Genomic DNA, 24,219 nt, shown 5'->3' on the forward strand with positions numbered 1-24,219 from the left:
TTGATTTTAAGAATCTGCCGAGAGGGTGTCAGAGGTACAGGTTGTTGTAAGGGTGTAAGTTTTGCGGAGCGACTTCGCCAACGTGTAGTATGCCGATGCTCTTAGATATGCCGTTCACCTCTACCTGTGTACTTCGTTTACCTGAAAGATGCTGTAAGTCAAATGGTTTTAGGTGTCGCACCGTATTGTATGCGATCGCGCAAATTTTCTGAGGTGGGAGCGCTGTCGCTGTTTGCATGGAAACTGGCATCAAAACGAATAAATTTACGTACTAAGACGGGTGAGGACACTTCACAGCCGCCTCAATAGGGGACTTGAGGGTTCCCCTCTGGGGATGAAGTTCCTCACGGTGCTGCTCTTGGTACTACAAGAGTTGGGTTGACTGATACCAAGTTGCGTTCATACATCGTACTTTCTCCCGTGTCTCCCGTGTCCCATCAATAAGTGGTATTTTTGAATGCGACTCCGTATGAAGCTGTGCAAGTTCAAGAATTATTAGCTGAGTGCGCCTTGAATCTTCTAGCACTAAAGGGAGTGAAGTCTCAATAGAAAAGAGAATTATTTATCCTTAACCCTCGCTCCTTCTGACTTTTTAGATATATCTACTTATCTAATTTATTTATACATTTACATTTTGTAACATAGCTTACAATTTTCCAATCAAGGAACAGCCTAAAATCGGTTGTCCTGATACTAAATCATGGTTAAATCTAGCTTAAGTATGAGCAAAATAACAATTTTGTTGAATAAGTTACAACTCAAGATACTGTTTGATTTAAGCAGAAGTCATTTACCTTTTAAGTATACAACCGTTGTATTGGATATGAGCATTTCGTAATCGAAAACACAATGCTTTAGATTCTTTTAAGAATTTTGTATTAAGCTGGACAGTTTTTCACATCCCAGTCAGTTTTAATAACATTGTTCGCGTTATTTGCTCGGTGAATATCGATGTAAATACGCCAGCAATATGGTGCCATGCTGCTAGTTGCAAGCATATATTTAAATCCTGCAATTGATAGTGTGGTTGATAACAAAGCAGAAAATAATCCCTAAATGGAGCCTGACGAAACCTATGCTTGAAACTAACAATCAAAACATCTACTTCCCTGCTTTTGTAAACCCTGATGTTGAAAACGAGCAAATTGTCAATCGCAACCATTTGGCTAAGACCAGACTGGATATATTGCAACCATTGCGTGGTTGGCTTGATTCATTAGATATTCAGAATCAAAAATTTGCAAGATTTATTGCTCAAACGATCCCCGCCCAATGTCCGTTTGAAAGAGACATAGTTTTGTTTGGTCGTAAAATTGCTCATATTCCCCCCCTGTGCAAACTCAATCCGCTTTATGACCAATTTGTTGGTCTGCGTTTCCGTGCTTTATGTTACTTGGCGGATGTGTGCGGTGAAGATATCCGCTCGTATTGTTAGAATGCATTCTCATACAACGGAAGTTAAACAAAGAGCTTGGCGATCGCCTAAACTACAAGAACAGGGGACATAGAAAAAGGCGAACACAATCAATGAGAAAGCGCTACGCATCTAAAGATTGTATTCACCTACAAGGCGAAACTCAACTTTTAAAATTCTTTACTCATTCATATTTTTGAGTGTTGCCACAGCTGAAGGTGATATCTGATTCAAATAGCGGAAAACCCAATACTTGAATATGGTATCCAAAATTACAGGGAATGTAGCAATGAAAAGGAAAATCGCGTTTCTATCTGCAGGAATACCTAAATGAGTTGCTATACTTTCCAGGATAACTTCCCATCCATGTGGTGAATGGAATCCCACAAAAATATCTGTGAATAAAATAATGATGAATGCTTTAGCGCTATCACTCAAACCATAGACAATCTCATTTAGAAGAGTTTTAACCGCTGCTACCCCTCTTTTATTTGTCAAGACAACGCCTGCAAAAGCAACTAAACCCAGTAAGTCTGCAAAAACGTTTGCAACGGCACTATTGCTTTTACGTTTGAACTCTTCAGCTATCTCCATTACCTTCACTGATACTTTTTCTTCAATAGCTTCGGAAGAAATTTGAGGAGAATGTTTTAGCAATCTCTCAAATTTTAATTCTTCTTCAAAAGACTGCAATTGTTTGAAAGCTTCTTCTTTCATTTCCCAATTTAGAAAAATGGATGTACTTTCACCACTGCGAAAATGCTCTACAGCAGGAAGTATTAAAAAATGCTTTGAAACTTCTTGAGTCAATAGAGGGATCAAAATTAATAATCCTAAAAAGTTGATAGCTAGCCTGGTTGTTTTACGGGATGCTTGAAAGGTCCTGACTACTTCTTCTTCAGAATTCCGACTTATATCATTTGTAATTTTCCGAATTGTTTTCCCAATCGATCTAGGAAGGATACCAGTTTTCTGGGTAACAGGTTCAATACCGCTCGAACTGAGTTGAGATGAACTTTTTAGGAGTGGTTGTGAATATTCTAACTTTGAGAGAATAGATTTTTGAGGAGAATCCTCAGATGCAGATCTAGATATTTCTACCTCCCGCTCGTTGTATCTTGTAAGAACCTCATCAATTAATTTTAGTTTTTCTAAAAAAGCATAATTAGAGTTTTTTAAAAAAAAGCGACTTATCTTAAATTCAGCAATTCTAATTTTAATGGTATTTAAATATTTTTCAACGTCTGTTTGAAAACAGTCCAAGACATTTTGGCTGTACTCTCCCCCTTGAGTAGATACTTTGTCACCTCCAAAATGTTCCAACTCAATATTTTTAATTTTTAAGGCAATTTGATAAGCCTGCTCCAACGCTCTTTCTGAAGTGTTAAAGAACCACTGATTGCTTTCATGAAGAAAATGATTTATTTTGTTAAGGAACTTATCTGACTTCGAGGGCGTGATGTAATTTTTCATGTCTCTGGTAGATATTTGATTTTATAAAAAAGTAGGTAGATAAAATTTTAATGAAGATACAAATAGAAAATAAAGTTAGAACAATGTTTGTATTAACTGTAGCTCTATTTATCTACCTAAAAATTTAAAAAAACATCTAACTTTTTTAGAAGCTTAGCCAGTTTGCAAACAAGCTAAAGGATCGGGAACGGGAAAAGCGTCGGAACAAAGAGGAACAAACTTACGATTATTGGCATCATAGGCAACTATTTGTCCTGTTTCTATTTCATAAACCCAAGCATGAAGAGATAACTTACCAGCGTGCAATTTAGAACGAATTACGGGATAAGTTTCTAAATTTTCAATCTGAGTCAGTACATTCTCTTCCACAGCTATTTTTAGAAGTGCTTCTCCATCATAATCCTTGTAATTTTCTCGTAAAAGACGACGAGTAGACTCTGCGTGTTGCTTTAACCAGCTGTAAACTAAAGGCATTTCATCGGATAAAGTATTTAACTGTAGGAGAGCTTTCATACTACCACAGTGAGAATGACCGCAAACAATAACGTGCTTAATATTTAAGGCGGAAACCGCATATTCTATCCCCGCACCTTCGCTATTATTATAACTTCCGTGTGTTGGAATGATATTACCCAAATTCCGGATGATAAAAAGCTCTCCTGGTTTTGTTTGAGTTAATAAATTTGGGTCGATGCGGGAGTCGGAACACGTTATGAAGAGAATTTCAGGAGTTTGTCCTTGAGACAACTGACGAAACATTTCCTGATGAATAGTGAAATAATTCGTCTGAAATTCGTTAAGTCCTTTGATAATTCGTTTAATTGGCATTGTGGAATTCATGTTCTTTTCATTTTACTTGTATTGTTTATTGAGTAGTAGCACCTTTGTAAGGTTAACCTAAAGTTAGTGATTGACCCATTTTGCATCAGTCACCAGACACATACCTCCTATTTTCTTTAAAATAGGAGTTATTTTTTGTACTAAGCTGTCCAATTGTTTCTCATTTGTACAGACTGTCATAATATAACTACTACTAAATAAACAGTCTATATCCGGACAAGATAAACCTCGATCGCCTTTACCTGAAGTGTCTTTAATAATTGTATAACCTGACACTGAGACAGTTTCTAAAATTTTTAGAGTTTCTTCAATGTAAGAGTTGTCCATGATAATTTCTACCTTTTTGACTTCTTGCATAACAGCGATCGCTAAATCTATATTTTGGGGAACTCGTTCTGATGAAACTGATTTAGTTTCAGTTACCAAACAGACACCGCCGATTCGTTTTAAGATAGGTAAAATGTCACTTACAAGGTAATTTAATTGCTTGTAATCTGTGCAAACAGTTGAAATATAACTATTGCTGAACTCTCGACCTAAATCGTTGTAGCAAACACCCCGTTCGCCTTTACCTGAAGTATTTTCTATCAATGTATATCCAGAAAGTCTAACTGAATCCAAGATATCTATGACTTCTCTAAGTTCTAAGGTGCTAACAATAATTTCTACTCGATTAACGAGTTGCATAGCTGGTACCAATTTTGGATTTTAGATGTTTGGTTGCTAAATTGTGTACTTGAACCATTTTAAACTACACAAACAAGACTATTAACAAGACTATTCATGCTAAATGGGAGTTATACACCAATCATTTTCAGAATCTGTAAGTAGAGGGGAATACCTACAATAATATTGAAGGGGAATGTTAAAGCAAGAGCCATAGAAACATAAAGGCTGGGATTGGCTTCAGGAACTGTTAATCTCATAGCTGCAGGAACAGCAATATAAGAAGCGCTAGCACATAAAACGGCAAATAAAAGCCCATTTCCTTCCCCCATTCCCAGAAGTTTTGAGATTAAAATTCCAAAAATGGCATTTGCAACGGGAATAAAGACGGAAAATGCTATCAAGAAAGAGCCTGTTTTGCTTAAGTCTTTAATTCTTCTGGCTGCGACTAATCCCATATCCAGTAAAAAGAACGTTAGCGCACCATAGAAAATCCCTTGAGTGAATGGTTGCAGCTTTTCCCAACCTTTTTCTCCTGTAAGGACTCCAACTATTAAACTACCCACAAGTAGAAAAACAGAGCCGTTTAAAAAAGCCTCTTGCAGTACTTTACCCCACGAGAATTCACCGTCAGCTTCACCTTCTGTCTTATTAGCAAAGACTCTAACAAGAACCAATCCGACAATAATAGCTGGAGACTCCATCAAGGCTAATGCTGCAACCATATGTCCCCCATATGCAATGTGCAATTTCTCCAGGAAAGAGCTAGCTGTAATAAAAGTGACTGCACTAATAGAACCGTAAGTAGCCGCGATCGCAGCTGCGTTATAGAAATCCAGCTTAAGTCTCAAGATAAAGAAGGTATATACTGGGACGATTGAAGCCATGACAATCGCAGCGACGAGAGTGGCTGCTATTTGTAAGTTAATCCCACTGTCTGCGAGTTCGTGTCCTCCCTTAAACCCAATTGCTAAAAGTAAATAAAGAGAAAATAATTTGGGTAAGGGTTGAGGAATTTCTAAGTCCGATTTCAAAAAAACAGCCAGCATTCCCATAAAAAAGAATAAAACTGGCGGATTTAAAATGTTAAATAGGATTAAACTGCCATCCATTGATTTTTTCTTTCCTAAGCATTACAAATCTTAATGAACTGATATACAAATTAGTTCATGTATCTTAAGAAAATAGTGAGAATGGCTTAAGAATGTTCTTAGGGTTACGTTTGCATTTTAAAATGGCAATTGTACGGTGAAAGTCGTTAGTCGCTCGGGCTGACTTGTGACATGAAGAGTACCGCGATGCAAGCGAACAATTTCATGGGCGATCGCCAGCCCCAATCCCGATCCACCCGTACTGCGGGAACGATCGCTCTCAGCACGATAGAAACGCTCAAACAAATGGGGTAAGTGTTCTGCTTCGATTCCCTTACCCGTATTAGTCACTGTCACTGTAGCCTGTCCCCTATCTTGAAATGCTCTTACCGTTACTTGACCTTCATAAGGAGTGTACTTAATGGCATTATCCAATAAATTTAAAAACAGGCTCGTTAAGTGGTCGGAGTTACCAGCAATGTGAAGTGAGGAGTTTATAGCAACACTTATTGTAATATTCTTAATTTCCGCTAAAGGCTGAATTTGTTCTATCAGGACTTCTAATAGGTCGCTCAAATCAATATTTGTCCAACTCAATTGGTATTCAGATTCGCTTTGATCCAAACGAGTCAGAAAAAGCAATCCATTAGCAAGCCGAATCAAGCGATCGACTTCCCGTTGTAATTCTCGCAAGGTACTCTCATATTCTTCAACAGTCCGCGATCGACTCAAAGTCACACCAAGTCGTCCTTTAATCACTGTTAGAGGCGTGCGTAACTCGTGGGATGCATCAGCGGTAAATCGTCTTTCATGCTCAAAAGCCGCTTGCAAGCGATCTAACATCTTATCTATGGTGATAGCTAATCGTCCGACTTCATCCATGGAACCTCGATAACCAATCCGTTGGGTAAAATCACCAGGACCGATGGCTTGTGCGGTGCGGATAATGCGATCGATAGGACGTAACGCCCGTTCAGCCAAAAATAATCCTCCAAATGCAGCCACTAAGAGAATTAAAGGACAACTAAAAACCATCAAAGTCAGCAGATGTTCTGATGCTTTAGAAATTGGTTCAAGAGATTGAGCAACTTGCAACCAACCAGATGTTGGGGATAAAGGTAATGGTTTAGTGTAAACTCGCCAAATTCTATTATGTTCGGTTACGTTAGTGTACCCTGCTTTTATATGCCTGGTTGATGGTACAACTTGATAGCTACCAATGCCATCCCATACGTCACCCTTAGGTGAAATTAACCGCACGGCAAAGCCAGCATTCGCTAGCTGATGGGTAATTGTTTCTGAGTGGTTTGTTATCTTAAAAGCAGGATGACCGCTCATTTCGATAACTTCAGCAAAGGTTTCAGAAGCAGCAACCTGCAAAGCTGTATCTAGTTGACCGAGTAAACTACTTTCTAATTGAATATATAGGTAAGTGCTAAAAAGTACCAGCGTACAGCCCAAAAGTACTATGTACCACGCTGTTAGACGTGTCCTAATCGTACTTTTACTAAATCGTAAAAAAAACATAAAAATTAACTAACGGAACAAGACTTCAGGCAATATCCTACTCCTCTGACTGTATGGAGTAATGGCTGGTCAAAACCTTTGTCTATTTTCCGTCTGAGATAACCGACATACACATCAACAACATTGGAATCGCTGTAGAAATCAAAATCCCAGACGTGTTCTCCTATTTGGGTTCGGGTCACTACGGAATTAGAGTTACGCAATAAATATTCTAAAAGTTTAAATTCTAAGGGGCTGAGTTCGATCGCTCGCCCCCCACGCTGAACTTCTCTTTTCACGACATCCATAGTTAAATCCCCTATCTGCAACATGGTATTAAATTGTAGTGGAGGGCGACGTTGTAAAGCCCGCAAACGTGCTAGGAGTTCTGAAAATGCAAAAGGTTTAACCAAGTAGTCATCCGCACCCCGATCTAATCCTTTAACCCGGTCTTCTACAGTATCCCGTGCAGTTAGCAGTAACACTGGCGTTTGAATTTTTTGGCTCCGGAATTCGCTCAGTAGCTTCAACCCATCAATATTAGGTAGCATGATGTCTAATATGATAATATCGTACTCCACAGAGGAGACATATTCCCGACCCTCTTCACCATCGGAAGCAACATCTACAGCGTACCCCGTTTCTCTGAGACCTTGACTGATGAATTCGGCAATACCTGGTTCATCTTCAACTAGCAAAATTCGCATATTTGTACAGTTTACATGAGTTAGATGTTTGTTGACTGGTCATAAAAATAACAAAATTTTAAGAGGTTTACCACAATATTTGCTGGACTTAGATAAGTTGACTCAGTGACCTTTGCTCTGGAAATAACTTGCCCTTGCAGTTGCATTATGCTGTAATTCAACAACACTAACTTTTTTAAAAAATATCGAAGAGTCTTTTTGAATATCATTCTTAGGAGAGATGAAATATGGACATCAAGATAGAACGTCAGCCGATCCAAGAACGCCTTAAAGAGTTAGATGTCTTTCAATGGCCAATTTGGACTAAGGAAGCCTCGAAGTTTCCATGGACTTACCAGGAGCAAGAAACTTGTTACTTTTTAGAAGGAGATGTGCTTGTGACTCCTGATGGCGGTCAACCAGTGCAAATGGGCAAAGGAGATTTAGTCACATTTCCGGCTGGAATGTCCTGCACCTGGGACATTAGAAGCGATGTCAAAAAACATTATTGTTTTGAGTAGAAAAAATGCTGTTACATTTGAGTACTTGGCAAGAAGTAGAAGTTTATCTCCAGCAGTCTCAAGGTATCATTTTACCTATAGGCTCTACGGAGCAACACGGGCCCACGGGATTGATTGGCACAGATGCAATTTGTGCAGACGCGATCGCTCGTGGCGTGGGAGAGGCGACTCATGCAATTGTTGGTCCAACAATAAATGTTGGTATGGCGTTGCATCATACAGGATTTCCCGGCACGATCAGTTTGCGTCCGAGTACGATGATTCAACTCGTGCGGGACTACACTACCTCTCTGGCAAAAGCTGGTTTTACCAAGTTTTATTTTATTAACGGGCATGGGGGTAACATTGCGACCCTCAAGGCAGCTTTTTCTGAAACATACGCCCACTTGGAAGATTTACAAATTCCCAATGCCCATAAAGTGCAATGTCAAATTGCTAACTGGTTTATGTGTAGTTCGGTTTACAAGCTAGCAAAAGAATTATACGGCGACCAAGAAGGTTCTCATGCAACACCCAGTGAAGTAGCCGTAACCCAGTATGTTTATCCAGAAGCAATCAAACAAGCGACTCTTTCTTCAGAAGTTGGTAGCGGACATAAAATTTATGGTGCAACTGACTTTCGCCAAAAATATCCAGATGGCAGGATGGGTTCAAATCCTGCCTTAGCAACACCCGAACACGGTCAGCAGTTCTATGAATTAGCCGTCAAAGAACTGAGTCAGGGGTATCTGGAGTTTTTGAACAATTGAATTACCTACACACTCCACTTAGACTACGTGCGAGGTTTCTGACGTTTCACCTGCTGAACTTTCATAAAACCTCCGCAATTGTGTGGGGTCGAAGATGGAGGTATTTAAATCACTTCTACAAATACGCCGCTGCGGGCATACTCCTCCTCTTCAGGCGTAAAGTAAGGAGTTCGATCGATAATTGTTGGGTCAAAGCGGTAGGTTTCCTGAAGAAATTGTCCGGCGATCGCAGCTGCTTCCAATTCTTTAATATAATCTTCAGCTAGGACGCAAGCTTCCTTGATGCCTGACTCATCGCCTTTCTCCAGTAGCTTTTGCAGCGTTGCTCTTACCCCAGCCAGCCGCGATGCTGGTTTGATAATCCCATAGAGGCGGTGTAATCGATCGACGGAGATGCTGAGATGTTTGAGTGCTTTGCTTCGTGCCAATTCGGAGTCGAGACTGGGCCAATAGCGGGTAGTATAAAAAGCTTTCTCATCCTTATGATACCACTCTTCGGAGCGAGCAATTGATGAGGAGACGGTGTTGTGTAGTTTCCAGAAAAATAAGCGCAAGGCGGGGCCATCTACAACTGTAGACAGTTTTGCCTCCATCGATACCTCAAAATTATTGAGTTGCGGGTCGCGCCCGAGTAATAGATATTCTACTGGGTACATATCGACTTCTTTGTTCTGTACCACATACATATTGAGGTGGTGGCGACAGTAAGGACAGGGGTACATCGTGGCAAATAGTTTAAAAAAGTCTTGGAATACTGCTACCAGCGTTTTTTGCTCTGCATCTGGCTTGGCACAGACAATTTCCGCTGTGGTGTGGAAGAAACGCCACACGGCAGGGCCAATGTAATAAGGAAAGCTGACCCGCATCTGGGAATCCTTAACATCACTTCTTGCCAAATAAACATCAATAAATGCTACATACTGGGATAGCGCCCCTGACTCGCGACCAAACTCTTGACGTTCACGCCGTTTTTGCACGCCATTGAGATAGTGATGTGTCAAACGCCATGCCTGCTTCACAGCTAGCTTTTGTTTGGGAGTACATTGAGAAAAGTTCTGTACTACATCCGCTCCATAGCGGTCAAATTCTCCAGATGCTTTGGTAGCTTCATACCATTGAGTTAAAGCCGCTTCATCAGGTACGGTGTTGCTTTGGATATCTGTAGCAGTGTTGACACTGAAGGCGGCTAGCAGTTTTGGCATGAAATCTTCATACCAGTAAGCCACTGGCATCATTGCACCGGATATTTCTTCTGACGCATCTGAGAGGATGACGCGGTGCCATTGCTGGAGGTAATCTTTGGGATCGCCTGCTGATTTGGGGGGTGGTGGAGCAAGTTCTGCATTTAGTTCCATCTGTCTGAGGCGGTTGAGTTCGTTGATGGCAAGGACACCTGTAGCAATATCGCGAAAGCTGAATTGCTTTTTCTTCACGGTAATTGCGAACTCGACTCCCGCAGCAAACTTCTCTCTGACGGAAATTGATTTACGGCGTGCTTCCTGCATCGCTTGCTCCTCAACCAGCATCTGGGGTGTTTTTGCGATGGTGTTCCAGTTTTTGATACGGTCTTGGAGTCGGGCGTATTCTGCTTCGATGGATTCAACAACTGCATCTAACAGGGGGTAACAAGCTTTTTCTACAACATCTAACCCTTTATACAATGCGATTGCTTTCTCCACAAACTGCACAAAGTCGTTAATTTTGTAGGGCAAGTTTCTCACGCGCAGGTGCGTTTCATGGTTGGCGGAGAAGCTTTCACGGAAGCTGCGGTAGGCGGCTCCTTGAATCAAGCGGAATAACCCAATTTGCATTTGCAGGCGAGAAGTGGCGCGTTCTTTTTGGTCTTGTGGGTGTTGGGCGAGCAGTTCTTTGAGTCGCGCTACTTCTTTGTCGTCGCTCTTGATTTGCTGTCCGGAAGATGTGATGGTTAATAAGGTAGGTGCTTGCGTAGTAGCCGCAGCTATATCTGAGGTGACGGTGGGTGGATTATTTGCAGGGTAACTCGTCAAAAAAATGGGTGAATCTTTATAGCCACTCGTAATTTCTGACTCTTGTGGAACCAGTTTCATGAACTCTTGAAAGTCAATTGAGGCATCGCCATCGCCATCGACCTCTTTAATCATCTCATCAAGTTCTTTATCCGTCAGCCCAAACTGACTCATGATGCTGTGTAGTTCGTTTGTTGTAATCTGACCGCTACCGTCTTCATCAAACACACTGAATGCTAGCTTAAGACGGCTTTTGCGATCGCCTTGCATTGACACCATCAGGGTTTTGAATTCCTCAAAATCAATACTACCTGATAAGTCTACGTCTACTTCTTTGATCATATCTCGCAAATCGGTGTCATTTGGACTTTGCCCCAGCGATCGCATGACTTGCCCTAATTCATTTGCTGAGATGGCACCGCTACCGTCAGCATCAAATACTTTGAATGCTTCCCACAGCTTTGTCACTTCTTCTTCAGTCATCACCTTTTTTTCTAGTTCTACAGTTGCCATCAATATCATTCCTCCCTTTTTTGAGTATGGTAAAAACATTAGAATGCTTTGAATCTCACGTCAAGCAAGTAACAGTTTTATTGGAATGTTGAGTTAACAACAAAAGCTATCGGAAATTAATAATAATTAAAAAGAATAAGGGACTCTAGAGAAAAAGATATAGGTTTATTGCAACGATTCATAAAAAATCGTCATATTGCTTTTACAAAAACTTACAAGGAGTTTAAAACTGATTATTTCCTCAAGATTGCGCCACTAAGTCTTTTCAGTTTGGAAGGCGGTTATGAATTAGACAGTCTTTCTCTATTTGTGTTTGAGACAGTCAAACAATGTTTAAAAAAATTTGTTGTATATGCCTAAAAAATTGTTTAACTGCTGGCTAAAATCTCTACATGGCTTAAGGCAGCCGATACAGTTACAGGTAATTTATACCCGCCTCCATGAGTAGATATGACTGGAATTAATGATTCTTTAGCTAACTCTAACACTTTTAAAGTTAATAATTTAAATTCTTGATTGGTCCAATCTGTAATTCCTTTTCCACAATCATCTTGATGTGAGTCATAGCCAGAAAATATTAAAATTAAATCAGGTGTCCAAGGTATCTGTAATAGTGCTTCTTGAAAAGCATTTAAACTTTCATGGCTTGTATAAAATTTTCCATCTATCCCCAATTTAGTTAAAACTTCCACTGCAAAGTTTTGTGGAATTAGAGGGATATTGCAGTGTCCGACTGCAAGTCCAACGGTAGTTGTACCTGCTTTTAAGTCAGAAGCTTTAGCCATATAAAGGTCAGTACCATTATGTATACTTATACAGTAAACATTTCGATCGTTAACAAAAATAGATTGCGTTCCATCACCATGATGAATATCCCAATCAACAATTAATATTTTTTGAAACCCCTGTATTTGAGCATATTTAGCTGCTGCTGCTAAAGGATTGAGTAAACAATACCCATGCCCCCAATCTGTATGTGCATGATGTCCTGGTAGACTAAAACAGTAAGCACGCTCTAATACTCCCTTTTTCATGCGATCTATTGCTTCGAGTAATCCTCCCAAGCTGTACAAATAACTAGGTAGACAATATTCTAATCCTTCACATTCACCACCATTTCTTGGCAATGAATTATCAATTTTATCATGTTGACTTAAAGCTTTAAAAACTAGATTTTTCAGATAAATATCTTTATGAACTTGCAGATAATCAGTTAACTGAGCTTTTCGTATTGGTAGTATTGGATAATTAGTTAATTGTTTGGCTAATTCAAGTCTGACTTGACTGTAGTATGGGAATGAATAACCTATCCAAGAAATCGTATGACTTGGTTTAGATGTGTAACAAGTATGTGGATGTAGGTAAACAGCAAATTTTGTCATAACTATTTTTTATAGTTTCATAGCAATATTTAATTCCCATATTCTCGCTTTTAAAGTTTCAAATTCATTCTATAAAAAATTAAAAGGCTGTATATGAATTTCTCTAAGTATCTTTTCTACGTAAAAAATCAGGTAAAATAGGGACTAGATTACCATGAAGCTCCAGTTCTTTCAGATTTGGTAATTGTGCAATTTCTTTTGGAAGTTTGCTCAGTTGATTGCTGTCCAGGTAGAGACATTCTAAATCAGTTAGTTGTCCAATTTCTTTTGGTAGACTGCTCAATTGATTGCTCTCCAAGTTGAGCGAAGACAAGTTAGTAAGTTGTCCAATTTCTTTTGGCAAACGTCTCAATTGATTGTTCCCCAAGTTAAGCAAATACAAGTTAGTGAGTTGTCCAATTTCTTTTGGCAGACTGCTCAATTGATTGTTGCTGAGGTCGAGCCAGTCCAAGTTAGTAAGTTTTCCAATTTCTTTTGGCAGACTGGTCAGTTGATTACTGTCTAGATCGAGCCATTTCAAGTTGATAAGTTGTCCAATTTCTTTTGGTAGACTGCTCAATTGATTGTTGCTGAGGTCGAGCCAGTCCAAGTTAGTAAGTTGTCCAATTTCTTTTGGCAGACTGGTCAGTTGATTACTGTCTAGATCGAGCCATTTCAAGTTAGTAAGTTGTCCAATTTCTTTTGGTAGACTGCTCAATTCATTGTCGATGAGATCAAGCGACCGCAAGTTGATAAGTTGTCCGATTTCTCCTGGCAGACTGCTCAATTGATTGTCGCTGAGGTTAAGCGTTTGCAAGTTGATGAGTTGTCCGATTTCTCCTGGCAGACTGCTCAATTGATTATTGCTCAAGTCGAGGGTGTACAAGTTAGTGAGTTGTCCAATTTGTTTTGGTAAACTACTCAGTTTATTCTTGCCCAAGTCGAGGGTTTGCAAGTTAGTGAGTTGTCCAATTTCTCCTGGCAGACTGCTCAATTGATTATTGCTCAAGTCGAGGATGTGCAAGTTAGTGAGTTGTCCAATTTCTCCTGGCAGACTGCTCAATTGATTATTGCTCAAGTCGAGGGTGTGCAAGTTGGAGAGTTGTATAATTTCTCTTGGCAAACTGCTAAATTGATTATTGTTCAAGTCGAGGATGTGCAAGTTGATAAGTTATCCAATTTCTCCTGGCAGACTACTCAGTTGATTACTCTGTAAAACAAGCGCTTGCAAGTTGATAAGTTCTCCAATTTCTCCTGGCAGACTGCTCAGCTGATTACAGCCCAAGTCGAGCCATTCCAAGTTGGTGAGTTGTGCAAATTCTCTTGGTATACTACTTAGTTGATTAACGCTCAACTTGAGCGATCGCAAGTTGGAGAGTTGTATAATTTCTCTTGGCAGACTGCTCAGTTGATTACTGCTCAAGTCGAGCAATTCCAAGTTAGTGAGTTGTGCAATTTCTCCTAGCAGACTACTCAGTTGATTACTCTGTAAAACAAGCGCTTGCAAGTTGGTAAGTTGTGCAATTTCTCCTGGCAGACTGCTCAGCTGATTACAGCCCAAGTCGAGCCATTCCAAGTTCGAGAGTTGTGCAATTTCTCCTGGCAAACTGCTCAATTGATTGCAGTGGAGACCGAGAGATCGCAGATTGGTAAGCTGTCCAATTTCCTTCGGCAAAGCGCTTAGTTGATTATTGTTTAGGTTGAGCGATCGCAGGTTGGTAAGTTGTCCGATTTCTCCTGGCAGACTACTCAGTTGATTACTCCATAGGTTAAGCTTTTGCAAGTTGGTGAGTTGTCTAATTTCTTCTGGCAGACTGCTCAGTTGATTATTACTTAGGTTGAGGATTTGCAAGCTGATGAGTTGTCCAATTTCTGGCGGTACGCTAGTTAAGCTATCATTGCCAATCACCTGAAGTTCTTCAAGATGATTGAGAAATCCAATTACAGGAGGTAAAGCACTTAGGTTGTTCCCAATAATACCGACAATATTGCCCTGTTCATCATATTTATACTTGCCAAGAATTAGCTTTTTAAGTTGAGTCAGTTTGCCAATTTCAGGGGGTAAAGCTGTCAATTCTTTGCCAGAGAGGTCTAGTTCTGTTATACCTTCTGATGCTGCTTGTTCAATTATACGTAATAATTCTTTATCGATCATCACCCAATACTGCCCGGTTAAAGAAAATAGAGAGGAAAAAGTGTCAACAAGTGTTGGCGTTTTGTCTACGCGAACAAACGGGAGAATTGAACTTACTTTTTCTCTTTCAGGCTCTCGTATAAATCTACCCAGTTTTACCTCAAAAACTCGAACTCTTCAAGCTGAATTTCCCACCCTATTTTCCCTTAACCGAGCAGTATTGGACCTCGCCGATTTCTGTGTGTTTCAATGTCCGAAAAGGCGTCTCAGATTGGCAAGAACGGTTAAGAGAGTATGTAGACACTCTCATTGCAGAAATCCCCAACAAGGGTAGTAATGGGTAAATATGGGTAGATATTAAGTTACAGCTACTTACCCTTGCTTTCATCCCCCAGTTCCGCAAGCTACACTAGGGGACTTCCCGCGAGGAGGGTTAGATTAACTTCTGGCAATACCTTCTTGACGTGCTGCACGTTGTACAGCTCCTGCAACAGCTGTCACGACACGTTCATCAAACACGGAAGGAATGATGTGCTCTTTGTCAAGGTCAGAAGGGTTTACTAAAGATGCGATCGCAGTTGCCGCTTCTAAGTACATATTAATAGTAATTGTTGCTGCCCTACAATCCAAAGCACCCCGGAAAACACCAGGAAAAGCCAAAACATTATTGATTTGATTTGGGTAGTCACTGCGACCTGTTGCCATAACAGCAACATCGTCTTTGACCAATTCTGGTTGAATTTCGGGAATTGGATTTGCCATTGCAAATACAATCGGATCTTTTGCCATAGAACGCACCATTTCTGGTGTTAGGACTCCCGGTACGCTAACGCCGATAAAGACATCAGCCCCTTGCAATGCACCAGCTAAAGTCCCTTGGGCTTTAACAGCAAATTCGCGCTTTTCTTCTGTAAGGTCTGTACGATTGACAGAAAGAATCCCTTTGGAATCGCACATCCAAATTTTTTCTGCTCCTGCTTTGCGGAGCAATCGAGCACAAGCGACTCCCGCTGCTCCTGCACCATTAATAACGATGCGAACGTCTGCGATAGATTTATGGACTAGCTTCAAGGCATTTAACAACGCAGCTAATGTGACGATAGCCGTACCGTGCTGGTCATCGTGAAAAACAGGAATATCTAGTTCCTGTCTCAGTCTGGCTTCAATTTCAAAACAACGAGGAGCGGCAATATCTTCTAAGTTCACTCCCCCAAAGACTGGTGCAATATTTTTAACAGCTTCGACAATTTTGTCAGTGTCTTGAGTCGCCAAGCAAATGGGAAAAGCATCAAGTCCTGCAAATTCCTTGAATAGCATGGCTTTGCCCTCCATAACTGGCAAAGCCGCCGCCGGACCGAGATTTCCCAATCCCAAGACTGCGCTACCATCAGTAACAATAGCTACAGTATTTTGTTTAATTGTTAAATTGTAAACTTCTTCAGGATTTTGAGCGATGGCATTGCATATGCGCCCTACTCCCGGCGTATAAGCCATTGCTAAATCGGAGACACTCTTAAGAGGTATTCTACTGGCAATGCTAATTTTTCCACCACGATGCAAATTAAAAGTGCGGTCATAGACATTCAAGACCTTTATATCTGGTAAGGCTTTAACCGCTTGTACAATTGTCTCTGCATGCTCGGTGCTAGCAGCATCGACGGTGATATCGCGAATCGAAACAGCTCTTGTCTGTTCTATAAGGTCAATTTGGCCAAAGTTACCACCACCAGTTGCGATCGCTTTGGTCACAGTCGCCAACATTCCAATGCGGTTGGGGATTTCTACCCGGATTGTCACGCTAAAACTAGAATTAGGAGTCAGGTCTGCCATTCTTTGTTGATTCTTTCTGGATGTGAGAGTGAGATGCTCACTATACGTTAAACCTTAAAACCAGATTTTTTACTGTCAGAAGTAAAAATTGAGTAACACTTCAGTATACATAGTAACAATTCAGTATACAAGATATTCCTATTCCGCCAGTAAAATCGCCTCACGAAAATCGCCTAACTAGCTGGACGTACCACACGGATTAGTTTTCCCTGTAAAGTTCCCTCTGCTGTTACAGCCTCATTTATCCGTGCTGCAAATTGTTCCCAGTTACGATTGTTAGTACAAACTACAATACCGAAGTGTTTGGAATTACGACGATGCAAACGGATAAAATCGTCTCTGTTGATAGTCAAAATCGAGCGTTCTTGGCTGATGGCAAATGCCAGCACGTCCTCATCAGGTATACCTTGCTCTGCATTCCCAGCATCCTGAACTATTTACAATCTTGTATGTGTCAGAAAATTAGTTATGTGCATTGATTTGAAGAGATTATGTTTTGTTGATTAATTTCAGCTTTTGAGCTTAGTGTCACTTAAAATATAAAGTTTTGTATCAGCATTCAACATTTCTGCTCTAGAACCGTCAAGACAGTAGTCAAAATCGAGGAGAAAAAACTAAGTTTTTTGTTCAGATGCTTCCAACAGCGCGTCTCTGTAAGAAACAGCTAACGTAAACCTTACTACTGGACATCCTTGAATTATTTTTCTCCTAATCCCTCATTAACTTAGCTTTAACCACAAATTGGCTGTTACTTGACAGGCTGTTAACGTTTACTTGATAAGGTTTTTACTTAACATATCTCGGGATAACTCAGGCTTAAGTGAGATTAACAACACTCTAGAAACTCCACGAAATCGCTCCTCTCAATGCCCCTGGGTTTCCCAAACTCTGAAGGAGGTATCCGTGCGCCGTTCAAATTTTGAGAATTATTTGTCAACAAAAATCAAAAGGAGAAACCTGTTAATTGGTGCTGGTGGGTTTTTAGGTTTTACAATTGCCAGCCAATGGTCACGTAGAGTACTAGCCCAGCCAAAGTTTTCTGCCTATCCTTTCACTCTTGGTGTTGCATCTGGAGATCCATTACCAAATGGAGTGGTTTTGTGGACGCGTTTAGCGCCCGATCCACTGAATGGTGGTGGTGTACCACAGGAAAATATTCTTGTACGGTGGCAATTAGCAGCCGATGCAAGTATGACAAAAGTGGTGCAGAAGGGCTTTGCTGTAGCAACTCCAGAACTAGGTCACTCCATACACGTTGACGTTCAAGGCTTAGAACCCGATAGGGTTTATTGGTATCAATTTAAGGTCGGAAATGAACTTAGCCCGATCGGACGTACTCGTACTGCACCCGCTTTAGGAACATCCATTAGTCAACTCAATTTTGCCTTTGCTTCTTGTCAGGAATACCAAAGCGGTTTTTACACAGCCTACAAATTCATGGCTGAAGAAGACTTAAACTTTGTTGTCCACTTGGGCGATTACCTTTACGAAGGTGGAATTAGCACCAGCCCCACAAGGGTGCGGGAGCACAATAGTCCGGAAATCATTACTTTGAAGGACTACCGCAACCGCTATGCCCTGTACAAGAGCGACCCAGATTTACAAGCATCTCATGCAGCTTTTCCTTGGATTGTGACTTGGGATGACCATGAGGTAGATAATAACTGGGCGGGTTTTATCCCAGAAGACCCAGATAGACAGTCGCCCGAACAATTTCGCCAGCGTCGTAGAGCCGCTTTCCAAGCATACTACGAGCATATGCCCTTACGCTTGAGATCGTTTCCAACGGGTGACGATCTCAAACTTTATCGGCGGTTTGCATTTGGCGATCTGGCTTATTTCCACGTGCTTGATACTCGTCAATATCGTTCAGATCAAGTCTGCTTGCAAACTTTTCCCTCTGCACCAGATTGCCCGGAGAGACTCGATTCTTCTCTCACTTTGACTGGTAAAGAACAAGAGGAATGGCTGTTTAAAGGATTGGAGCGATCGCCAGCCCAATGGAATGTTTTAGCTCAACAAATCTGGTTTGGACAAATTGACTATCAACCAGGAGCGGAAAAAGCATTCAATATGGATCAATGGGATGGTTATCCTGCTGCAAGGCAAAGAATTCTAGACTTTATAGAAAACCGTCGCCCATCCAATCCCGTGATTATCACAGGTGATTGGCACTCTTTCTGCGTTCAAGATATCAAGAAAAATTTTGACGATCCAAGTTCCGAAACCCTAGCTACTGAATTTGCTGGTACATCAATTAGTTCTCTTTGTTCTTGGGCTCCAAACGTCCAAGCAAACTTATCTGAAAACCCCCACGTCAAGTTTTTTAACGGTGATGTGCGAGGCTATATCAGCTGTCAAATTACACGCAATACTTGGCGGAGCGATTATCGAGCCGTTTCAACGACTGCTAACCGAGATGCTGCTACTATTAGCAACATTGCTTCGTTTATCGTTACTAGCGGACAACCGGGCGCTCAGAAGATTTAGTTCAATGGTTAAAGGTTGACCAATCTACTAACTAACTGCCCATCTTTAACCAACCGAAAACTTGTTCGGCAGTTAATTCAATTTCAATTTCTGGCAACACAGGTACAGAGCCTTTTCCCTGGATTAGCAATGGCTGTCGCTCTGGTAAAAACACTAAGATACTGAGGTCATCAGGATCGAGAAACCATCCAAGGCGACTGCCATACTCCAGACAGTGGAGAATGTTGCCAATCACTTTATTGGGTTTTTGTTCTGGCGAGAGAATCTCAATTGTCCAGTCTGGAGGGATTTCAAAGTTATCGGGAACTTCATTATCGATTGTAAATGAGATGCGTCTCCACTGAAATACAGCCACATCGGGTACGATTGAGCGATCTCCAAAGCTACACCGTAATTCAGGAAACCCATAGGCAATCTTTTTGTCTTCTGCAACTTGATTAATTACAGCACAAAGTTTGCATTGCAGGCGGCTGTGTCTCCCTTTCGGCATTGGCTTTTGAACAATCTCACCGTTGATGTACTCGCTTGCAGGATTGGTTTCTGGAAGCTTGAGAAATTCTTGTAGGCTGAGCGGTTTGGTAATTGTGTCACTCATGGCTCCAAAAATCCTGCATAACGAGCTGTTTCTTAGTCTAGCAAAGTATAGTAGGTTCAATCGCTGTTCTGCCAAACCTTTTCGACTAGCACAAGCGCGATACGGCTTTAGCTGTTAAGTGCGATTCGTTCACATATTTGCTACTTACTTTACAGTTCCCCCATTTGGAAGCTCAAAGGATGCAGCCGTGGTAATTGGTGCATTAGGATCGGGAACATTTGCTCCGGTAGGTGGAGACTGTGGTAGCAATCTATAATCACTTCTCCAACGTTCGTGAGTCAAGTCGCAACGAACATAACCGCGTTGCCGTCCGTTAAAATACTTTATCCAGGGGCTTTCGGGTAAAGCTGCTTCAATTCTGTCACTAGCGCTGAAACCGGAGGTAATAGAAGTACCCACAAACTCAGTCCCCACTACAGGAGAATTGGGGTTGTTAAAGTCTGCTAAAAGGTCACTAACCCAACTTGAGTGAGTGTCACCGCTGATAACAACTGGGTTAGAGGGTCTGCGTTGATTGAAGAAATCAAGGATGCGTTGACGCGCAGCTACATAACCATCCCAAGCATCAACGTTAAAAGCAGACTCTTCTCCCGCAGTCCAATCATGTTGGGTAAAGACTATTTGTTGGGCAAGAACGTTCCAACGAGCCTTGGAACGGTCAAGATTATTAAACAGCCATTTCTCCTGTTTGGCACCAGTCAAAGTAGCAGATGGGTCAAAAGCCTGTTCACAACGGGGTTTGATTCCGTCATCACAAGGCTGATCGGTACGATATTGACGGGTATCCAACACGTTAAATTCTATTAGGTCACCAAATGTGAGACGTCGATAAAGTTGCAGATCGATGCCTTCTGGTTTTGAGAAAGGACGCAGTGGCATATGTTCGTAATAGGCTTGGAAAGCAGCAGCACGACGAGCAAGAAATTGCTCTCGGGTCTGTAATTCTGGGTCTTGAGGAATTTCATCCGCCCAGTTGTTGTCTACTTCATGGTCGTCCCAAGTCACAACCCAAGGGAAAGCAGCATGAACGGCTTGTAAATCTTCGTCAGTTTTGTAAAGGGCATGGCGGTTGCGATATTCTTCAAGCGTAACGGGTTCCGGTCCGTTGTGCTGTCTGATACGAGCGGGATTTGCCGCTCCTTCGTATATGTAATCACCAAGATGCACAACGAGATCGAGTTCCTCTTTTGCCATATGCTTATATGCTGCATAGTAGCCATCTTCCCAATTCTGACAAGAAGCAAATGCAAAGCGGAACTGTTCGATTTTTTGTCCAACAACAGGAGCAGTACGAGTGCGTCCAATAGGGCTGATTTCGTTGCCTGCTTTAAACTGATACCAGTACCATCGCGCCGGTTGCAATCCCTCTACAACAACGTGTACTGAGTGTCCTAATTCGGGAATCGCATAGGTTGTTCCACTCCGCACAACCTTCGTCATTTTTTCATCAGTAGCAACTTGCCATTGTACGGGGACATTTTCTGATGGCATTCCACCTCCATTCAATGGATTGGGAGCCAATCGCGTCCAAATGACAACACTTCTGGGATAGGGCTCTCCTGATGCGACACCAAGACTGAATGGGTAGTTGGAGAATTGAGGTTGAGCATTAACTTTACTTGTCCACTGGGTTGTCAGCGCTAAACCTGTTAAGAATCCACCACCAATTAAAAGATTGCGACGCTTCAACGGGGTTGATAGCAATCGCTCGATGTGCAAATGCTCCATGACCAATATTGCCTCTTAAGTATTAGCAGGGCTTTTTTCTAAACCCTGAAATAAATTTCTTGTCACAATTGACTTTGTTCAGATACCCGACTTCTCAAAGAAGTTGGGTATCTGGTTAGTTCTGACTTTTTACAATACGCACCCAAAGATTAACAATTTAGAATCCAATGTATAGTTAAGGGACTGTTAAATATTGCTTAATATTATCTTGAATATTTGCGTTTATTTAGAATTAATATAAATAATGAGCTATAAATTTTATCAATATGAGTATACTAAAACATCTTTCTTTGGTAGTAATACTTACGCTCTCTTTTTCAATAATGCTTCCTGCCCATGCATCTTTTTGCCATAATGACAACGGGCATCAGATTTGTATTATTGATATCAAACGGAGTGCCAAAAATTATTGGGAATACAGGGCTGTTATGAGTGTTGATGGGGTGAAAAAACCTGTTGAGGTTTACAATTGTCGCGATCGCCTTAAAATTCAAAAAGACGGAACTGCTTTGCCTTTTACAAAAAACGATCCGGGAGAACTAATATGTAAGTTCTTCAGGAAAAAGTACAATTGATAAATCGCCTGTATCACTGGACTTACCGCCTATGCAGGCTAATTAGATGCATCTTTATGTGCGAACCACAAATTATTTCTTACTTCTCTTAACTGTCCTTGTGTTTTTGCTCTATTACTGAGAATATTTCAGCATAGTTTCACGCTGGAATTCCTAAAATTAGCTATTCTCGATCTTACTTCTAAGTAGAGAGGCGCAAAAAAACCGAATTATATAACGAAGCCTAAAAATCTCTTCCCTTCTGCCATCTTCCTTGTCATGACGACAATTTTGAAGACCGACCTACTTATGTATCTTAATTCTTAGAAAAACCGCAAATTTCAATTTCTTCTTGGCTAAAAGTATCTTTTAAGATCCTGCGAAGAACACGCTGAATATGAAGGTGTTTTCCTGGCTTAACTTTTGTCAGTGTCAGCAGCAATAGATTCTTTTCACCAAAGTGCTCTAGTCCGGCAACTCTTGTAGGTTCTAAAACATCCTGTTCATCCAGTTTTAACTGCTGCCCTATTTTGTCAACTACTCTATATACACGATCTAAATTAGAGTCATAGGAAACGCTAACTTCTACCCTTGCATATATATATTGCTTGGAGTAATTAATAATTGAGCCAATATCCCCATTCCGAATAATCTGCAATTGACCATCGGGATGACGGAGATGGGTGGTTCGCAATTCAATTGCCTCGACAATCCCTTCAACATTTCTCTCTTCTAGTTTTCCAGCTTCAACATAATCACCTACTAAGTAATAGTTTTCAAACAAAATTAAAAATCCACAAATGATATCATTAATTAGATTTTGTGCCCCCAGACCAACTGCTATACCCACAATTCCTGCACCTGCTAAAATAGGCGCTGGATCGATTCCCACAAGCTTAAGTATAGTTACTCCAGCAGTAAAATAGACAAAATATTTAGCAAAACTCCGTATTAAGGGAATTAACGTCAGTCGTTTCTGTTGCTGAGATTCATTAATATCTTGAATTTTAAGGTAGAATTCATCCAAAATAAAGTAAGCAACTTCAATTAAAACATTGCTCAGACAGTAAACTCCAATAATTTGCACAATTCTAGGGGTATAAGAACCAATCCAAGCTATAGGTTGTATTTCTGGAGTGACGAGATTGACGATGCCAACATACAAGACATATTCTAAACATTTTTTGAAGAGAGGTATGAGATGACGTAAACGCTCGTATAGACGTAGTAAGTTATTAGAATTAGAGTATTTCAGACGCAGGGCATCGAGAGTATCGACAATAGTAGAAACAGCTTTGATAATAAGTAGACCAACTGAAATGATAACGTATATTTTTAAAACGATATAAATATATTTAGAAATTACTTCTGGCAGATAGAGAAATTTAGCACATAAAATAGCGGTATATATCCATATAATATGAGTAACAATTTTCTTGAATACCTTAAAAAAAGCCTCAACACTCTCATCATTAGCTTTAATGCGATCGACTCTTTTAGCATAGTTACAAACTAAGTCTATACCACGATGTAAGGGTGGAATACTAAATTTAACTAATAGGAGCAAACTCACAGTTTTCAAACTTGCTGTCAAGAGATTTGTCCAAAATTGAGTAGGAAGACTGCGAATCAGATTAAGTTGAAATTCCTGAATGTTCCCACCTCGATAAATTACCATCCCGTTTATACCGATTAGCGCCAGACATAGCACTGCAGAAGCCAGAATTAAAATCTTACTGATACCCCGGCGCAGGAAGGTGATATTTGCAGTTCTTCCTTGAAGCCAAGAAACTGTGGCAATCTGCTTGAGGATTATGCCAATTAGCCAGTTAAGCAGCCAGCAAATAATTATTAAAGAAACGACTTCAACCAGGATAATTAGTATATTCATATTTTAATTACAAAGTCTTTCAAAAAAGATGGCTATATCTTTGGCTGATTTAAAAATTTAGATTTTGCTAACTCATAAACTTAATGAAACAGACTACTAGGTGAAATTTGAATATTCTCAGTATAACAGAGAGAATACAAGGACAGTTAAGGCATTTAAGCAAATTTTTGAGACAGTTAAGAAAAGTTT

Annotated in this window: 21 protein-coding genes; 5 read left to right on the top strand and 16 right to left on the bottom strand. The window is 40.6% G+C overall.

Going from position 1 to position 24,219, the window contains the following annotated elements; genetic code table 11:
• Window positions 1-158: 158 nt before the first annotated feature.
• Window positions 159-290 carry a hypothetical protein gene (locus HC643_RS42320; protein WP_272900283.1) on the bottom strand — a complete coding sequence of 44 codons (132 nt, stop codon included), beginning with the start codon at window positions 288-290 and terminating at the stop codon, window positions 159-161.
• A gap of 785 nt (window positions 291-1,075) precedes the next feature.
• Between HC643_RS42320 and HC643_RS39220 the strand changes: the two genes are divergently transcribed.
• On the top strand, window positions 1,076-1,435 hold the full coding sequence (locus HC643_RS39220; protein WP_038080834.1) for a Mo-dependent nitrogenase C-terminal domain-containing protein: 360 nt from the start codon (window positions 1,076-1,078) through the stop codon (window positions 1,433-1,435).
• Window positions 1,436-1,594: 159 nt separating this feature from the next.
• Here the strand turns inward: HC643_RS39220 and HC643_RS39225 are convergent, their stop codons facing one another.
• The 6 genes from HC643_RS39225 to HC643_RS39255 all read right to left on the bottom strand — a co-directional run bounded on the left by HC643_RS39225 (window position 1,595) and on the right by HC643_RS39255 (window position 7,697).
• Window positions 1,595-2,887: a proton extrusion protein PcxA gene (locus tag HC643_RS39225; protein WP_038080833.1), complete on the bottom strand. Its 1,293-nt coding sequence runs from the start codon at window positions 2,885-2,887 to the stop codon at window positions 1,595-1,597.
• A gap of 153 nt (window positions 2,888-3,040) precedes the next feature.
• Window positions 3,041-3,715, bottom strand: a complete 675-nt coding sequence (locus tag HC643_RS39230) for a carbonic anhydrase (RefSeq protein WP_038080831.1) — start codon at window positions 3,713-3,715, stop codon at window positions 3,041-3,043.
• A 75-nt stretch (window positions 3,716-3,790) separates the two neighbouring features.
• Window positions 3,791-4,414 carry a P-II family nitrogen regulator gene (locus HC643_RS41065; RefSeq protein WP_202048751.1) on the bottom strand — a complete coding sequence of 208 codons (624 nt, stop codon included), beginning with the start codon at window positions 4,412-4,414 and terminating at the stop codon, window positions 3,791-3,793.
• Between the two features lie 110 nt (window positions 4,415-4,524).
• Window positions 4,525-5,505, bottom strand: coding sequence for a sodium-dependent bicarbonate transport family permease (locus HC643_RS39245; protein WP_038080829.1), 981 nt, complete (start codon window positions 5,503-5,505; stop codon window positions 4,525-4,527).
• Between the two features lie 117 nt (window positions 5,506-5,622).
• Window positions 5,623-7,011 carry a sensor histidine kinase gene (locus HC643_RS39250; RefSeq protein ID WP_038080828.1) on the bottom strand — a complete coding sequence of 463 codons (1,389 nt, stop codon included), beginning with the start codon at window positions 7,009-7,011 and terminating at the stop codon, window positions 5,623-5,625.
• Window positions 7,012-7,016: 5 nt separating this feature from the next.
• Window positions 7,017-7,697, bottom strand: coding sequence for a response regulator (locus tag HC643_RS39255; RefSeq protein WP_038080827.1), 681 nt, complete (start codon window positions 7,695-7,697; stop codon window positions 7,017-7,019).
• Window positions 7,698-7,924: 227 nt separating this feature from the next.
• Here HC643_RS39255 and HC643_RS39260 point away from each other — a divergent pair, with 227 nt between their 5' ends.
• Together HC643_RS39260 and HC643_RS39265 are read left to right on the top strand one after the other, a co-directional pair.
• Window positions 7,925-8,197: a cupin domain-containing protein gene (locus tag HC643_RS39260; protein ID WP_038080826.1), complete on the top strand. Its 273-nt coding sequence runs from the start codon at window positions 7,925-7,927 to the stop codon at window positions 8,195-8,197.
• A gap of 5 nt (window positions 8,198-8,202) precedes the next feature.
• A complete protein-coding gene (locus HC643_RS39265) occupies window positions 8,203-8,946 on the top strand; it encodes a creatininase family protein (RefSeq protein WP_038080825.1) in 744 nt (247 codons plus the stop codon).
• Window positions 8,947-9,050: 104 nt separating this feature from the next.
• On the opposite strand, the gene HC643_RS39270 is transcribed toward HC643_RS39265, so the two are convergent.
• The 6 genes from HC643_RS39270 to HC643_RS39290 all read right to left on the bottom strand — a co-directional run bounded on the left by HC643_RS39270 (window position 9,051) and on the right by HC643_RS39290 (window position 17,209).
• Window positions 9,051-11,447: an EF-hand domain-containing protein gene (locus HC643_RS39270; protein WP_038080824.1), complete on the bottom strand. Its 2,397-nt coding sequence runs from the start codon at window positions 11,445-11,447 to the stop codon at window positions 9,051-9,053.
• Window positions 11,448-11,815: 368 nt separating this feature from the next.
• Window positions 11,816-12,829, bottom strand: a complete 1,014-nt coding sequence (locus tag HC643_RS39275) for a histone deacetylase family protein (protein ID WP_038080822.1) — start codon at window positions 12,827-12,829, stop codon at window positions 11,816-11,818.
• A 103-nt stretch (window positions 12,830-12,932) separates the two neighbouring features.
• A complete protein-coding gene (locus HC643_RS42820) occupies window positions 12,933-13,970 on the bottom strand; it encodes a leucine-rich repeat domain-containing protein (protein ID WP_336604413.1) in 1,038 nt (345 codons plus the stop codon).
• 9 nt (window positions 13,971-13,979) lie between these two features.
• The gene (locus tag HC643_RS42825) at window positions 13,980-14,963 is read right to left on the bottom strand and encodes a leucine-rich repeat domain-containing protein (RefSeq protein ID WP_050046192.1); all 984 of its coding nucleotides are present in this window, start codon (window positions 14,961-14,963) and stop codon (window positions 13,980-13,982) included.
• A 417-nt stretch (window positions 14,964-15,380) separates the two neighbouring features.
• Window positions 15,381-16,772, bottom strand: coding sequence for a malic enzyme-like NAD(P)-binding protein (locus HC643_RS39285; protein ID WP_038080820.1), 1,392 nt, complete (start codon window positions 16,770-16,772; stop codon window positions 15,381-15,383).
• Window positions 16,773-16,945: 173 nt separating this feature from the next.
• On the bottom strand, window positions 16,946-17,209 hold the full coding sequence (locus HC643_RS39290; protein ID WP_050046193.1) for a DUF5615 family PIN-like protein: 264 nt from the start codon (window positions 17,207-17,209) through the stop codon (window positions 16,946-16,948).
• Window positions 17,210-17,675: 466 nt separating this feature from the next.
• Between HC643_RS39290 and HC643_RS39295 the strand changes: the two genes are divergently transcribed.
• Complete coding sequence (locus HC643_RS39295) at window positions 17,676-19,262, top strand: alkaline phosphatase D family protein (protein ID WP_038080818.1); 1,587 nt, start codon at window positions 17,676-17,678, stop codon at window positions 19,260-19,262.
• 31 nt (window positions 19,263-19,293) lie between these two features.
• Here HC643_RS39295 and HC643_RS39300 read toward each other — a convergent pair whose 3' ends face one another.
• Complete coding sequence (locus tag HC643_RS39300) at window positions 19,294-19,857, bottom strand: Uma2 family endonuclease (RefSeq protein ID WP_038080816.1); 564 nt, start codon at window positions 19,855-19,857, stop codon at window positions 19,294-19,296.
• A gap of 144 nt (window positions 19,858-20,001) precedes the next feature.
• Window positions 20,002-21,585 (bottom strand): alkaline phosphatase D family protein, encoded by a 1,584-nt coding sequence (locus HC643_RS39305; RefSeq protein ID WP_038080814.1) that lies wholly within the window; start codon window positions 21,583-21,585, stop codon window positions 20,002-20,004.
• Between the two features lie 323 nt (window positions 21,586-21,908).
• Between HC643_RS39305 and HC643_RS39310 the strand changes: the two genes are divergently transcribed.
• On the top strand, window positions 21,909-22,160 hold the full coding sequence (locus HC643_RS39310; RefSeq protein ID WP_237266104.1) for a hypothetical protein: 252 nt from the start codon (window positions 21,909-21,911) through the stop codon (window positions 22,158-22,160).
• A 295-nt stretch (window positions 22,161-22,455) separates the two neighbouring features.
• Here the strand turns inward: HC643_RS39310 and HC643_RS39315 are convergent, their stop codons facing one another.
• Window positions 22,456-24,030, bottom strand: a complete 1,575-nt coding sequence (locus HC643_RS39315) for a mechanosensitive ion channel family protein (protein WP_038080809.1) — start codon at window positions 24,028-24,030, stop codon at window positions 22,456-22,458.
• Window positions 24,031-24,219: the final 189 nt, after the last annotated feature.

The organism is Tolypothrix bouteillei VB521301, from assembly GCF_000760695.4.
Lineage (GTDB): Bacteria > Cyanobacteriota > Cyanobacteriia > Cyanobacteriales > Nostocaceae > Scytonema > Scytonema bouteillei_A.